Here is a 13,743-nt window from a genome sequence, read left to right on the forward strand (position 1 = left end):
GCAGACCCTCTTCGTCTTTTGAGCGAGCGATGAAACGACCGTGCGGTCGGACCCGTCAAATCGTCGATGAAGGCCATCGTTTGTGCGGGCGCCGTGGCGGCTGCGTTCGTCGCATGGACCGAGACGTCCGGATCCGAAGCCCGTCTCGACGCGATCAAGGGTTACCGATCGTGGAAGCAAGCGACGACAGGGCCCCAGGACATGACCCCGGCCATGGCCCTCTCCTGCGTCGGCCCGCGTCCTCAAGACCAATCTCCGAACCCCCACAACCGCAAGGTCTTCATGGTCTACGTGAACGCTGCCGGGGCCAAAGTGATGATGGATCGGGGGAAGAAGACGTTCCCGGACGGAACGGTCATCGTGAAGGAGAAGTACGACCGCAAGGCCTTGGAGCGGAAGGACGCTGCGATGTGGGACCCCGTCGACACGAGTAAGGTCAAGGGCCTCAAGCCGGAACTCCTGACCGTCATGGCGAAGAAGAACGGAAGGTGGACGTACTATGCGGTCGACGCCGCCGGGAAGGTCATGAACGGGGACGTTTCCGCCTGTATCAAGTGTCATGACACGGTCAAGGGCGAGGACTATGTGTTCCGGCCTTACGTGGCCGACACCCGATACGTCAGGACGAAGCGCGGCTGATCAGACGAGTCCGAGCTTCGTCGCAAGCAGAGCGGCCTGTGTCCGGTCGGCCGTCCCTGTCTTCAGGAGGACCGCACTGACGTAACCTTTGACCGTGCCTTCGGTCAAGCCGAGTTCGCGCCCGATTTCTTTGTTGGACCGGCCCCGGCCTAAGAGGACGAAGACGTCCCGTTCCCGTTGCGTCAGGTTTTCTATGGGGTCGGTCGCGGTCAGTGCCGCGGCGAGCTGGAATTGGGCTTCCTCGTGAAGGACCGTCTTCCCGTCCATGGTCTCTTGAATGGCCCGTTCGAGGTCGTCCTTCGAGACGTCTTTGAGCAGGTAGCCCGAAGCGCCGGCCTTGATCGCCTGCTTGACCGATTCCGCGTCCAAACGGTTCGTCAACATCAGGACCTTGACGTGGGGCCATGACTTCTTGAGCTCCGTCGTCGTCGCGAGCCCGTCCATCGTGGGAAGCTGCCAGTCCATGAGGACGAGTTCGACGTCCACGGCCCGAAGTTTATCGATCGCCTCCCGACCGTCTCCGGCTTCGGCGACGACGCGGGCCACGTCGGTCTTGGCGAGGAGCGCCCTGAGACCTTCCCTGACGACCGGATGGTCGTCGACGATCATGACCTTGACGGTGTTCATGTCCCCGTGCTCGGCAACTTGACCGTGATTTTGACCCCATGGCCAGGTCTCGAAGCAACGTTCAGGGAGCCTCCGAGGCCGATGGCGCGCTCCCGCATTCCGGCAAGGCCCATCCCAGCCGACGGTCCATCAGGCCGGAACCCGATGCCGTCGTCCGTCACCGTCAACACGGTCGACGTTGCCGTCATCGTCAGTGTCACCTTGAGGGATTCGGCACGAGCGTGCTTATGGGCGTTCGAAAGGGCTTCTTGGGCGATCCGGAACAGGACGTGGTCGGTTTCACGGTCGCCGGTCCTCGTGCGGAGGTCGGAGACCGAAAGCCGTGCCGTCAGACCGATCGAAGCGGCATGCCGCTGGAGCCTGTCCGACAGCGAATCGTCCGCAGCCGGTCGGACCGTCCCTCCCTCGACCGGGCGGAGCTCGGACAGCAACGCCCTCATCTCCTTCAGACCGTTTCTGGCAAGGTCCGTGACCTTCGAGAACTTCACCGCCCGCTCGTCCTCCAGTTCGTCGACGAGCGACTGACTGAAGAGCTGGATCGCGAACAACGTCTGGGTCACCGAGTCATGAAGGTCGCGGGCGAGCCGCTTCCGTTCTTCGACGAGGGCGAGCGTCGATTGCTCTTCGGCGACGCGGGCCTGTTCTTGTCGGGCGTCGATCGCAGCCGCGAGTTGGGCCGTGCTCACTAAAAAAGGGCGCAGTTCCTCGGGAGTCCATTCGTGCGACCGGTCGAGCGACAATGTGACGAGGCCCAACCGTTGGTTCCGGCTCACGAGGGGAAGAAGGGCGAGAGCGGGCCGTCCTTCTTGCTCTTGGATCCGCCGCAACCCTTGGGGCACGCGTCCGTCCGTCCGGACGTCTGAGAAGACAAGAGCGTCTCCTGACTCGAGCACGGGGTCGAGCTCGTCCCTCTCGTGCCGGATCCGGCTCCGATGGGTGCGGACGCGTTGGCCCGGCCTGTACTCACCGACCTGACAGTTGAACGCGATTTCACCTTGCCCGTCGCGCTCGTAGAGCACGATCGAGCAGTTGTAGGTCCGCCCTTTGGCGAGCTGGTCCAAATAGGCCCGTACGATATCTTCGAGCGTAAGGGCTTGACTCAGGGCGGTCGTCGTTTGGGCGAGCAGGCGCGCTTGCTGAAGGCTGCGCTGGGTCTCTTCGAACAGTCTCGCGTTTTCGATCGCGGTCGCGCAGGCTCGCGCGAACTGGCTGAGGATCCGGACGTCGCCGGCGTTGAAGACTCTGGGAGACTGCGCTCCGATTCCGAAAAAGCCGATCATCCGTCGGCGGCGCGTGATGGGTACGCCGAGGACAGCGTTGTCTTCGAGCTCCGGTCGTTGTTGGGGATCGATGTCCCCGTACCGGTTGACCACGACCGGTCGGCCCGACTCTAGGACCCGGCCGGCTATTCCGTCGCCTGGAAGCCACGCCGAGCCGATCTCGTCAGAAGGGAGGTTGTGGACAGCCTCCATCACGATCCTCCGGGGGTGTTCGGCGACGAGTCCGATCCCGCCGTCCTCGGCCCCGAGCAGCAAGCACGCCGACCGGACTACTTTGGACAAGAGGGGCCGAAGGGCGGTTTCCTCGAACGCGCTCTCCACGCCCTGTCGGAGGATGCGCTCGCGCTGGGCCCGGGACAGACGCTTCGCGTGCACCGCTCCATTGTGCCCGGAACGGGGCGTCGTCAGCGCTTTTTGAGTTTGGCCGCGTACTTTTCGCGGAACTTCCGGACCTTAGGTTCGATCACCGCGCGACAGTAGCCCGCGTTCATTTCGGACTGGCCCACGGGATCGGCCTTTTCGAATTTGTCGAAGTAGTCCTGGTGATAGGTTTCGGCGGGATAGAACGCGTCGAGTTTCTCGACCGTCGTCACGATCGGGGATGGCCAGATCTTGGCGTCCTCGACGTCCTTGACGACCTTCTGGACAAGGGCCTTTTCTTCGTCGGTCCGGTAGAAAACGACGGAACGGTACTGCGTCCCCGAGTCGGGGCCCTGCCTGTTCAACGTGGTCGGGTCGTGGGTCGTGAAGAAGATGTGGAGGAGGTCGTCTTCCGAGACGACCTTCGGGTCGAACATGACTTTGACGACTTCGGCATGGCCGGTTGTCCCGGTGCACACTTGGGCGTAGGTCGGGTTCCTCACGGATCCGCCGGCGTATCCGCTCTCCACAGCCGTCACGCCGTTCAGAGCTTCGAAAATGGCCTCGACGCACCAGAAGCACCCGCCGCCGAAAACGACGGTCTGGGCCCCTGCGGGCGCCTCGACGGAGACGGGGGCCGGATCTTGTCCGGGTTGAAGGCTGCTCATGGTCTTACAAGAAGCGACCGACAAGGCCAGGGCCACGATACCGAGTTTCAAGATCGCCACGAACATCCTCAAGTCGTACAGAGCCGTCATGGTTCGCGGGCCTAGGCCTTTTTAGCGGCCGGTCGGGCGATCCTGGGCGGCCAGATACGCGTTGATCTTAGCGCAGTGCGCTTCGAGTCGGGCCTTGCCCGCGTTCTGCCCTACCGACAGTTCGCGGCCCTTTTCGTCGGTCAAGACGATCGTCGCCTTGGGCTTGGAATCGGACGACCCCTGGCGCTCCGGTGCCCCGACACGGGCGGGCACGGTCGGATCGAGCCTGCGACGGTACGAGTACTTCAGGAAGCCCAGCTTGTACGTCGCAGTGAAGTCGCATCCGTCGATATGGACGGACTCTTGCGACGCTGCCGCGAGGCTGCCGACCGCCATGAGGGCCCCGACACCGAAGAAAATGGCGTAGAACCCGAGCAGGCCGAGCGCCCCCCATCCGATCGCCTTGGACATTCCGCCGATCATCATCACGCAGTGGACCAGCGTGAAGGAGTTCCATCCGAAGGCGAAGACGCCGAGCCCGACGGCGGCGGCCCAGTTCCCGTCCGCGATCTTGAGGTCGAGGACCGACGGTCCTTCCTCCTCGGTCGGGACGCCTAGCTCCTGACGCGCCTCCCGTTCTTGCAGACGGTCTTGGATCGCCCGGTAATCGGCGATCCCGGCCGGATCTCCGGGTGCCAGCCGCGCCAACCGTTTGCGCAGGTCGTCTTCCAGCGACGGAAGCTGGGACATGGCCTTCTTGACGGTCTCGGCAAGCTCCGGCTCAGAGGTCTCGAAGGGGGATAGAAGGGTCAGCAGCGAGGCGGACTCGTCTTGGAGCCTGGTTGCGCTCGCGATCCGTTCCTTAAGCTCGGGCACGGTCGCCGTCGGCTCGTCGAGGACGAGCGGCGCGAACCGCGCGACCCAGGCGTTCGCCACATCGACGACTTCGTCCCTTGTCGCGACCCCCTCCCATTGCGGATTGACCACACTCGGATTTTCGGTCGTCGGACGTCGACTCCCGACCGGGACAATTACCGACCCGATGGTAACCTCCGACCATGCTTCGTCAGGCCCACTCCACCGACCGGGCCCCTGCCGCGATCGGGCCGTATTCACAGGCCGTCCGCGCTCAAGGGTCGTTCCTGTTCTGTAGCGGTCAGATCTGTCTCCGACCGGACGGCACCCTCGTCGAAGGCTCCGTCGACGTCCAGACGCGGCAGGTGATGGACAACATCCGCGGCGTCCTCGAGTCGGCCGGTCTGTCGATGGAGAACGTCGTCAAAACGACCATTTTTTTGAGTTCGATGGAGCACTTTGCGACCGTCAACGAAATCTACGGCGCCGCGTTCACGGGCGAACCGCCGGCGCGGTCCACCGTCGCCGTGGCGGGTCTGCCGAAAGGCGTCGACGTCGAAATCGAGGTGACCGCTGTCTTCTGACAGTGCGACAAGGCCGGAGCGGCACCGCCTCGTCGTCTCCGTGTCCTTAGGGACTTCGAAAAGGGACAAGGCGCACGAGTGCGACATTCTCGGCGTCCCCTTCCGGATCGAGCGTCGGGGAACGGACGGGGATCGCGAAAAGTTCAAGTCTGTAATGGAAAGCTTGGACGGAGTGGCAGACGCCCTTGGTGTGGGCGGCGCCGACATCTGGCTTGTGACGGAGACGAAGCGTTACGCTTTCCGCGAGATCCTGGGTCTGATCCGGGGCGTCAAGAAGACGCCTGTGGTCGACGGGAGCGGCCTCAAGCACACGCTCGAGCGTCGGACCATCGAGCGGCTCCAGGAAGAAGGCACCGTCGATTTTTCTAAGGAGCGGGTGCTTCTGGTCAGTGCGGTCGACCGGTTCGGCATGGCCCAAGCGATCGATAAGGTCTGTCCACAGACGGTCTATGGCGACGTCTTGTTCGGGTTGGGCCTGCCTCTGAAACTTAAGAAGTACAAGACCGTGTCCCGCTTGGCGTCCGTCCTCTTGCCCGTCGTCACCAGGCTGCCGTTCCAGTGGTTCTATCCGACGGGAGAGAAGCAGGAAGAGCGAAAACCCAAGTTCCCCGACGTCTTCGCCTGGGCCACGTTCGTCTGCGGCGACTGGCACTACATCCGTCGCTATGCCCCGGACGATCTCAAAGGCAAGACCGTCATGACCCAGACCCTCCGGTCGGCAGATCTGGAGTGGCTCCGCACGACGGGAGCCCGGCGGGCGATCGCGACCACACCAGAGATGGGGGGCGAAACCTTTGCGACGAACGTCATGGAAGGGGTGCTGGTCACGCTCATCGGTAAGCCCCTGGAGTCTATTACGGACGAGGACTACCTGTCGAAACTGGCCGAACTCGGTTGGAGACCGACCGTTTTCGAGCTTCAGGGCGGGTCAGTCTAGTTCGAGCGATTTGAACCGGAGCTCGGACGACGGGATGTCGGCCGTGAGCGTCCGGTAAGCCCAATTGACCCTTGCCTGGAGTTTCAGCGCCATCGAGGCCTCCTCGCTCCCCTCCGGAAAGTTGGCGGGGTTGCTGCGCTTGTTGAGGCGGTCGAACGCCTTGCGGACGTCGTCCAGTCCGGCTTCCTCGGTCACCCCAAGGATGCCGCGCGCCACGGCTTTCGGGTCCGCGGGCCTGGACACGGGCTCGGACGCCTCGACGGACTCGCCGGCATCGGATCCTGTCCGGGCGTCGTTCGTTTTGGGCTGCCAATACTGGTCGAGGTCGGACGAGCGGATCCGGTCCCACTCGTGGTTGATGTAGCCTCGGAGCAGGTCGTACGCGCGGCGGATCTCACTCATGACGTCACTTCCAATTCTGCCTGGACCTCGTCGAACGAACGGCCAAGTCCCTTCAGCCGCGAAACGACGTCGCCGAATTCGGCTTCTTCCCACTGGGTGCCGCTGTGGACGGCGCCTGCGGAGAGCCTGGCTTTGAGTTCGGAGAGCGTCGCTTCGGCCTCCCGCAGTTTGCCGTCGATCTCCTTGACCTTAGCCTGGGCCGCGTCGTACGACTGCAGTTCCCGGCTCCGGGCTTCCATGGCCGACTCGAGGGCCGACCGTTCGGAGTCGGAAGCGGCCTCGACGTATTGGCGCTGTAGCCGGTTGTAGTTCGTTTCGGCCTCGCCACGGCCCTTGAGTCCCCGCTTCAAGGATTCGCGGGCTTCCACGAGCCGCATCGCGTGCTCCAGGACGGCGTCGGCCTCTGAGACCGCTTCCGCCGCGATGATCTTCACCTCCGGTGCTTTCGCCCTCCGCGAAAGGTCGTCCAGCCCGTCCCGCAGTTGGCGGATCGGTCGGAGCAGCCACCGGGCTTCCTCGCCGAGGCCGGTCTGGCCCGACGACTTCGATCCTGCGGACCGCAAGGCCGCCACCAGTGCGATGACGAGGAACAGGAGGACTCCCAGCGCGACGATCGCGAAGAGTCCGAAGGACGCCAAGCCGAAACTCACTAGAACCTCACCACCGCTGAAATCGAAAAGTCTCGGAATCCGAAACCGTCGAACCGGACCGTCGGAAGATAGCTGATCTTGCCGTTCCCGAAGAGCTCTATCTCGAACGACGTCAGGTCGGTCCGGGAGCTCCAGTCCCGCGACCATCCGACGGTCAGTTTGTCGCCCCGCTCGTTCGGAGGCAGTTTGAGCCGGACGTCCGAAAGGTCTTTGTCCTCGTCCAACGGTGTCTCCCCACGTCTGAGCGAACCCCATTCGACGGCCACCAGGGCCGAACCGAGCCGGACCTGAGTGTCCGCGCCAAGGGCGAGCCGATATCCACGGCCGATTCCTGGCGCCGTCTCGACGTCCCGAAACCGGGACATGTCGGTCGGTTGGATGCCGATATGGTTACCGATCGCGAAACTCAAGCCGATCTCCCCGCCGATGCGGCCGTAGACCGCCCGGGTCCGACCTGATCCGCCGTCGCACGCAGCCAGCGAGATCGGGGCGTCGTCGAGCAGTAGGTTGGTGTCGAACCGGGCCGCGGCCACGGTCGAACGCAGGATCTCCCGCCGCCCGAAGGGAAGGTACTGTTTGCCAAGCCTCCACGAGCCGCGCTGTTCGACATAGTATTCGTCCAAAGTGTCCGGATCTCCCGTGTTGTCCACGCGTTGGAAGCGTTGGGCCACGTAGACTCTGTGGCCCGACTCCAAGACCATGCGCAGGCCGACGAGGGAGTATCGACCGTTCGCATCGTAATACTCGAACAACGACTTCTTGGTGGCACGGACCTGCCAGGTCGGTCGAAGCTCAAGGAACGGCGCGACGTCAGGCACTTGCGCCGAGACCGTTATGGGGAGCAGCATCAGACCAAGGAGGCGGCCTCTCAAGCCAGTCTCCCGTGCAGCGCCGTTCCTTTGAGCTCGGCATAGGCGGACGGAGGCATGGGGACGACACGCCCCAACGTGTTGGCGTAAAGGAGCATCGTCGCCACCCGTTCGAGCGTCTCCATGCGGTCGCAAGCGTCCCAAACGTCGCGGCCCAGGGTCGCGGCTCCGTGATGGCTGAGCAGGAACGTCTTGTGGCCGTCCAAAAACGGGTCTAACCGGTCCGGTAGTTCGTCGGTCCCCGGAAAACCGAACGGGACGGACGCCACGGGGCCGAGGACAAAGGCGGATTCGGGAAGCACATCGTCGGGCAAGCCTTGTCCGGCGAGACTGAACGCGGTCGCGACGGGCGGATGGGCGTGGACGACGGCTTGGCAGTCGAGTCTCCGGCGATAAGCTCTCAAATGCAGCTTGACCTCGCTGCTGGGCCGGCCTTCGCCGAGAGGGCGACCTTCGTCGTCGACCAGGACCAGGTCTTCGGGCCGCATGTCGCCTTTGCAGACGCCGCCAGGGGTGCAGACGAGCACGCCAGGGGCCAACCGGGCGGACACGTTGCCTTCGCGGGCACCGACGAGGCCTCGTTCCCAGAGCCGGCGGCCGACGTCGCAAACTTGCGACCTGACCTGAGCCTCGCGATCCACAGAAGGCATTATGGCAGGCCCGCCCCGTCGTGCCGAAGCCGCCGAAGGTCGCTTTCGAACGCCGGGTAACTCGTGTCGACCGATTGGGCGTTCAGCACGGTCGTCTCGCCTGTGGCAACGAGGCCTGCGACCGCGAACGCCATCGCGATCCGATGGTCGCCCTCGGCGTCGATGGTCGTGCCCCGAAGCGGAGTGGGGCCGCTGACGTCGAGCCCGTCTTCGTGTTCGATGACGGCGGCACCCATTTCCCTCAGTCCTTCGGCCATCGTCTTCAGCCGGTCCGATTCCTTGACGCGCAGTTCGGCGGCGTCACGGATCCGGGTCGTCCCTTCGCATTGGGTCGCGAGGACGGCGAGGACCGGGATTTCGTCGACGAGTCGGGGTACGTCGTCGCCGCCGACTTCGAAGGCACGGAGACACCCGCTCCCCGTGACGCGAAGGTCGGCGACGGGTTCGCCCGTGGACTCTCGTTCGACGTCCCGTTCGACCGTCGCCCCGGCCCGATGCAAAGCGTCCAAGACGCCCGTGCGCGTCGGGTTCACGCCGACGCTGACGAGCCGGACGTCGGAGCCAGGGGTCATGGCCGCCGCGACCAGGAAGAACGCGGCGCTCGAAACGTCGCCGGGAACGTCGAAATCCACCGCAGGGATCCGCTGGCCGCCCCGGACGCCGACGCACAGGTTCCCGTCCCTCATCACTTCGATCCCCAGTCCCTCGAGCATGCGTTCGGTGTGGTCACGGCTCACGGACGGTTCCGACACCCACGTTTCGCCTTGGGCTTTGAGCCCGGCCAGCAACAGGCACGTCTTGACCTGGGCGCTCGCGACGGGCGACAGATACCTGATCCCGTTCAGGGTGCGGCCCCGGATCGAAATCGGCGCGGTGTCCCCTTCGATGGACGCGCCCATGTCACGGAGCGGTCCGACGACCCTCCTCATCGGCCTGCGGGAGAGCGAGGCGTCGCCCGTCAACCGGCAGTCCAGACCGGGGACCGAAGCCAGGACTCCGGCGAGCAGGCGCATCGACGTCCCGCTGTTGCCGCAATAGAGGTCGACGTCTGGAGACGACCAGGGCCTTTCGCGGCCGACGATCGCAAAGCGGGCGGACCCGAACTCGCCCGGTTCGAAGAACTCGATGTCGGCGCCGCACTCGCCGAGACACTCGGCGGTGGCCATACAGTCCTCCCCGATCAGCGGGTCGCCGATGCGGCTGGGCGACTCGTCCGCCATCGCCGCCAGGATCAAGGCCCGGTGGGTCATCGACTTGTCGCCAGGCGGCCGGACGGTCCCCATGAGGCGTTGAACCGGACGGACGCGGAGGGTACGGGCTTCCACGGGGAGCAGTTTGACGGGACCGTCTTGGCCCCAACGGACGATGGGACCTGAAGCCGGGGCATACTTTCAGGAGTCTGCAAGACGAAGGACGAGCATGTTCCGTACACAGAACCCTACACTCAAGTCGCGGATCTTCGAAGAAGCGTCCGGTTCCGGCGTCATGACGCTCGGAGGCACGATGGTCAAGACCGGCCTGCTGTTGCTCCTCCTGATCGTCGGTGCGGTCGTCGGCTGGATGTCGCAGAGCATCGTCCTCCTGATCGCAGGCGTCGTCGGAGGGCTCATCCTCGCGGTCATGACGAGCTTCAAACGCGAGTGGTCGCCTGTCACGGCCCCCCTCTACGCCGTCGTGGAAGGATTGGCGGTCGGGACGATCTCGGTGGTCTACAACGCCAACATGGCGAAGACCCAATATGCCGGCGCCGTTCCGCTTGCGATCTTGGGAACGTTCGTCGTTCTCGGGGTCATGCTGGCGCTCTACGCGACCCGGATCATCAAGGTCACCCAGACCTTCATGGCCGTTGTCGCCGGAGCGACGCTCGCGATCGGGATCACCTACCTGTTCACTTGGATCGGCGGGATGTTCTTCAAGGGTCTTTTCAGTCTGCCGATCTATCAGAGCGGGCCGATCGGGATCGGATTCAGCGCGTTCGTCATCGTGTTGGCCGCCCTCAACCTCGCGATGGACTTTCAGGTCGTAGAGAGCGGGGTCCAGAGCCGGGCGCCGAAGTACATGGAATGGTACGCAGGCTTCGGCCTGCTGGTCACCCTCGTCTGGCTGTACCTGGAAATCCTGCGGCTCATGTCCAAGTTGGCGGGATCCCGACGCTGACGTCCGGTATCGGCAGGCCATCGGTACGCCTTTCGTATTGATCCGGAAGGCGTCTTCGTTCATACTGCCCGACAATGTTCGTGATCCCGGTCGCGTTGGCGCTCATCGCCCAAGACCAGTCCCAGCTCACGCGCCCGGTCTCCAAGGGCGAGGTCAAAGCCAAGCTTCACACCCCTGACGTCGTCGGGATGTCCGCCGCAGACCGCGAAGCCGGATACAGACGGCGGCTCCAAATGGAGTCGGACTCGGTGTTCCAGCGCGTCATGTGGAGATCGATCGGCCCCGAGGTCCAAGGCGGGCGAGTCATCGATATCGAAGTCCCGAGGGGCGTTCCCAATCGGCTCCTCGTCGCTTATGCGACGGGCGGGCTTTGGTCGACCGAAGACGACGGGGTGACGTGGACGCCGCTCTTCGACGGACAAAGTTCGTTCGGTATCGGCGACTTCGCGGTCTCGAAGAACGGGGACACGATCTGGCTGGGGTCCGGAGAGAACAACAGCCAACGGACGAGCTATGCCGGGACGGGCGTCTTCAAGAGCACCGACGCGGGCAAGTCTTGGACCAACGTCGGATTGCCCGAGAGCCACCATATCGGTCGCGTCGTCATCGACCCTCGGGACGAGAACACGGTCTGGGTCGCCGCGCTCGGCCATCTGTACTCGCAGAACGAAGAGCGCGGCGTCTACAAAACGACCGACGGCGGCAAGACGTGGAAGCAGGTCTTAAAGGTCGACCGTTACACGGGCGCCGTCGACCTTGCCATGGACCCGCGCCGCTCGGACGTCATGTACGCCTCGACGTGGGACAGGGACCGTCGGGCCTGGAACTTCCGCGAAGGCGGGTCGGGATCCGCAGTCTGGAAGACGACCGACGGCGGCAAGACCTGGAAAAAGGTCACCGCTTTGCCCCACGACGGCGATGCCGGACGCATCGGCCTGGCGGTCGCCGCCTCGAAGCCGGACACGGTCTATGCCTTCTACGACAACCAGAACGCCGACGAGGAGTCCATCGGGCGCGACGAAAGGACGGCGGCGGGCCGTCTGACCTTGATGCGCTACGTGCGCACGCCGCTCGACGTGTTGCTCAAGGTCGAAGAGTCGAAGCTGAAGACCTTCCTCACGAGCTATCTTCCGCGCGAGGAAAAGGCTGAAGACGTCTTAGCGCGGCTGAAGGACGGGAAGCTGGACAAGAAGGGCTTGGACGAGCTGTTCAAGAAGCGGAGCCCGAACGTGTTCCAGATGCGGTTACGCGAAGCCGAAGTCTTCCGTAGCGACGATGCGGGCAAGACTTGGAAGAGCGTGAGCGGCCCGCTCGGCGAGCACGGCGGCTACTATGGCGGCCAAATCTCGGTCGATCCGACCAATCCGGACGTCGTGTACATCACGGGCGTCCTGTTGCTGCGCAGCAAGGACGGCGGCAAGACCTGGGCCTCTACGGCCAGAGAGAGTCACGTCGACTTCCACGTCGTGCGCTTCCACCCAGACGATCCCCGCCGGATTTGGGAGGGGTGCGACGGCGGGCTGTACTACAGCGGCGACGGCGGCGACCACTGGCGCATCATCAACAATCTGTCCGTCGGCCAGTTCACGACCATCGCCGTCGACGACAAGACGCCGTACAACGTCTATGGCGGGCTCCAGGACAACGGGACGATGAAGGGGCCGAGCACGTACGTGTCCGGCCGGTCCGATCCGAACTCATGGAAGGACATCGGCGGAGGCGACGGAAGTGCGATCGCGATCGACCCGAGGGGCGGTGGGGACACGGTCTACATCGCCAGCCAGTTCGGCGACCACTCTGCGATCGACCAGAAGACCAACGAGCGGTGGAACGCCCGGCCGACGGGCGAAGGGCTTCGGTTCAACTGGATCTCTCCGATCCTGATCTCGCCGCACCATCCGGACATCGTCTACGTCGGAAGCCAGAAGCTCCACCGTTCGTTCAACCAAGGACGGCGGTTCGAAGCGATCAGCGGCGACCTGACCAAGAACCGTCCTCCCGGCAACGTCCCTCATTCGACGTTGACGACGGTCAGCGAGAGCCCGTTCAAATTCGGCGTGGTCTACGTCGGAGCGGACGACGGTTCGGTGAAGATGACGCCGGACGGCGGCAACTCCTGGGTCGACATCGCGACCCCTCGGCCGGACAACTGGGTAACTAGGATCGTCGCCAGCAAGTACGACGCCGGGACGGTCTACTGTTCGCAGAACGGTTATCGCCAAGACGACTTCGCTCCTTACGTGTGGCGGTCGAAGGACTACGGGAAGACCTGGGAATCGATCTCGGGAGACCTACCCGCGGAATGCGTCAACACGGTCCGTGAAGACCCGAACAAATCCGGGTTCCTCTATGTGGGGACCGATATGGGCGTCTATGTGTCGACGGACGGCGGTTCGCACTGGACGCCGTACGGTGGCGGAATGCCGCATACGCCCGTCCACGACTTGGCGATCGCGGCCAAGGCGAAGGAAATGGTCGTCGCGAGCCATGCACGGTCGGTCTGGGCCGTATCGCTCGAGCCGCTATACGACTTGACCGACGAGATCCGGAAGAAGGACTTCCACGCGTGGTCGGTCGACGAGGTCACGGCCAGCGAACGCTGGGGCATGCCCGCGTCCGAATGGGAGAAAGCGCCGCGGACCGAGCCGCGGGTCCAACTCAAGTTCTTCACTCATTGGCGCGGCAAAGGCAAGCTGGTGCTGAAAGGTGCGGACGGCAAAGAGTTGAAGTCAGAGGACTACGTCGTGGCTCCGGGATACAACTTTGCCACGATGACCCTCCTGATCAAACCGGGAAATCCGGACGCCAAGCCGGACTTCAGCGTGCCGAAAACGGCCGAAGACGTGCTGAAAGACCCCTACGCGGCCCGCAGGGCGACGTACGTCTCGAAAGGCGACTATACGGTCGAAGTGCAGGTCGAAGGTAAGGTCGGCGTCATCAAATTCAAGGTGTCGTGAGTTCACGACACCTAGATTTTGCTAACATAACGGAATTCGGGCACCGGCAACCTCACGGGTCCGTTAATCTCTACTCGG

General features: G+C 63.9%; 14 protein-coding genes. 5 read left to right on the forward strand and 9 right to left on the reverse strand.

Annotated elements, in window-relative coordinates; genetic code table 11:
* Positions 1–66 precede the first annotated feature (66 nt).
* Positions 67–639, forward strand: coding sequence for a cytochrome P460 family protein (locus tag JST30_08915; protein ID MBS1714441.1), 573 nt, complete (start codon positions 67–69; stop codon positions 637–639).
* Here JST30_08915 and JST30_08920 read toward each other — a convergent pair whose 3' ends face one another.
* From JST30_08920 to JST30_08935, 4 genes are all read right to left on the reverse strand, one after another.
* Positions 640–1,266 carry a response regulator transcription factor gene (locus tag JST30_08920; GenBank protein MBS1714442.1) on the reverse strand — a complete coding sequence of 209 codons (627 nt, stop codon included), beginning with the start codon at positions 1,264–1,266 and terminating at the stop codon, positions 640–642. It lies immediately after the preceding gene.
* The gene (locus tag JST30_08925) at positions 1,263–2,921 is read right to left on the reverse strand and encodes a GAF domain-containing sensor histidine kinase (GenBank protein ID MBS1714443.1); all 1,659 of its coding nucleotides are present in this window, start codon (positions 2,919–2,921) and stop codon (positions 1,263–1,265) included. Before JST30_08925 ends, JST30_08920 begins: the two co-directional genes overlap by 4 nt.
* Positions 2,922–2,950: 29 nt before the next feature.
* Positions 2,951–3,574: a peptide-methionine (S)-S-oxide reductase MsrA gene (gene msrA, locus JST30_08930; protein ID MBS1714444.1), complete on the reverse strand. Its 624-nt coding sequence runs from the start codon at positions 3,572–3,574 to the stop codon at positions 2,951–2,953.
* A 111-nt stretch (positions 3,575–3,685) separates the two neighbouring features.
* Positions 3,686–4,591, reverse strand: a complete 906-nt coding sequence (locus JST30_08935) for a hypothetical protein (protein ID MBS1714445.1) — start codon at positions 4,589–4,591, stop codon at positions 3,686–3,688.
* Between the two features lie 71 nt (positions 4,592–4,662).
* On the opposite strand from JST30_08935, the gene JST30_08940 reads away from it, so the two are divergent.
* Together JST30_08940 and JST30_08945 are read left to right on the forward strand one after the other, a co-directional pair.
* Positions 4,663–5,043, forward strand: coding sequence for a RidA family protein (locus JST30_08940; protein MBS1714446.1), 381 nt, complete (start codon positions 4,663–4,665; stop codon positions 5,041–5,043).
* On the forward strand, positions 5,033–5,980 hold the full coding sequence (locus JST30_08945) for a quinate 5-dehydrogenase (protein ID MBS1714447.1): 948 nt from the start codon (positions 5,033–5,035) through the stop codon (positions 5,978–5,980). Before JST30_08940 ends, JST30_08945 begins: the two co-directional genes overlap by 11 nt.
* Here JST30_08945 and JST30_08950 read toward each other — a convergent pair.
* From JST30_08950 to aroA, 5 genes are read right to left on the reverse strand one after another with little or no spacing between them, the layout of a single operon-like run.
* On the reverse strand, positions 5,972–6,382 hold the full coding sequence (locus tag JST30_08950; GenBank protein MBS1714448.1) for a J domain-containing protein: 411 nt from the start codon (positions 6,380–6,382) through the stop codon (positions 5,972–5,974). The two genes, JST30_08945 and JST30_08950, sit on opposite strands and share 9 nt — an antisense overlap.
* A complete protein-coding gene (locus JST30_08955) occupies positions 6,379–7,032 on the reverse strand; it encodes a hypothetical protein (GenBank protein ID MBS1714449.1) in 654 nt (217 codons plus the stop codon). Before JST30_08955 ends, JST30_08950 begins: the two co-directional genes overlap by 4 nt.
* Positions 7,032–7,904, reverse strand: a complete 873-nt coding sequence (locus tag JST30_08960; protein MBS1714450.1) for a hypothetical protein — start codon at positions 7,902–7,904, stop codon at positions 7,032–7,034. The genes JST30_08955 and JST30_08960 overlap by 1 nt, the downstream gene beginning before the upstream one ends.
* Positions 7,901–8,551 carry a class II aldolase/adducin family protein gene (locus tag JST30_08965; protein MBS1714451.1) on the reverse strand — a complete coding sequence of 217 codons (651 nt, stop codon included), beginning with the start codon at positions 8,549–8,551 and terminating at the stop codon, positions 7,901–7,903. The genes JST30_08960 and JST30_08965 overlap by 4 nt, the downstream gene beginning before the upstream one ends.
* On the reverse strand, positions 8,551–9,834 hold the full coding sequence (gene aroA, locus JST30_08970; protein MBS1714452.1) for a 3-phosphoshikimate 1-carboxyvinyltransferase: 1,284 nt from the start codon (positions 9,832–9,834) through the stop codon (positions 8,551–8,553). The genes JST30_08965 and aroA overlap by 1 nt, the downstream gene beginning before the upstream one ends.
* A 136-nt stretch (positions 9,835–9,970) precedes the next feature.
* On the opposite strand from aroA, the gene JST30_08975 reads away from it, so the two are divergent.
* Together JST30_08975 and JST30_08980 are read left to right on the forward strand one after the other, a co-directional pair.
* Positions 9,971–10,708, forward strand: a complete 738-nt coding sequence (locus JST30_08975; protein MBS1714453.1) for a Bax inhibitor-1/YccA family protein — start codon at positions 9,971–9,973, stop codon at positions 10,706–10,708.
* Between the two features lie 74 nt (positions 10,709–10,782).
* On the forward strand, positions 10,783–13,665 hold the full coding sequence (locus JST30_08980; GenBank protein MBS1714454.1) for a glycosyl hydrolase: 2,883 nt from the start codon (positions 10,783–10,785) through the stop codon (positions 13,663–13,665).
* The last annotated feature ends 78 nt before the right edge of the window (positions 13,666–13,743 follow it).

The organism is Armatimonadota bacterium, assembly GCA_018268395.1.
Classification (GTDB): Bacteria; Armatimonadota; Fimbriimonadia; order Fimbriimonadales; family Fimbriimonadaceae; genus JAEURO01.

Coding starts and splice junctions, on each gene's coding strand:
- JST30_08915 (MBS1714441.1), top strand. CDS start 67: ATGAAGGCCATCGTTTGTGCGGGCGCCGTGGCGGCTGCGTTCGTCGCA.
- JST30_08920 (MBS1714442.1), bottom strand. CDS start 1,266: ATGAACACCGTCAAGGTCATGATCGTCGACGACCATCCGGTCGTCAGG.
- msrA (MBS1714444.1), bottom strand. CDS start 3,574: ATGAGCAGCCTTCAACCCGGACAAGATCCGGCCCCCGTCTCCGTCGAG.
- JST30_08940 (MBS1714446.1), top strand. CDS start 4,663: ATGCTTCGTCAGGCCCACTCCACCGACCGGGCCCCTGCCGCGATCGGG.
- JST30_08950 (MBS1714448.1), bottom strand. CDS start 6,382: ATGAGTGAGATCCGCCGCGCGTACGACCTGCTCCGAGGCTACATCAAC.
- JST30_08965 (MBS1714451.1), bottom strand. CDS start 8,551: ATGCCTTCTGTGGATCGCGAGGCTCAGGTCAGGTCGCAAGTTTGCGAC.
- aroA (MBS1714452.1), bottom strand. CDS start 9,834: ATGGGGACCGTCCGGCCGCCTGGCGACAAGTCGATGACCCACCGGGCC.
- JST30_08975 (MBS1714453.1), top strand. CDS start 9,971: ATGTTCCGTACACAGAACCCTACACTCAAGTCGCGGATCTTCGAAGAA.
- JST30_08980 (MBS1714454.1), top strand. CDS start 10,783: ATGTTCGTGATCCCGGTCGCGTTGGCGCTCATCGCCCAAGACCAGTCC.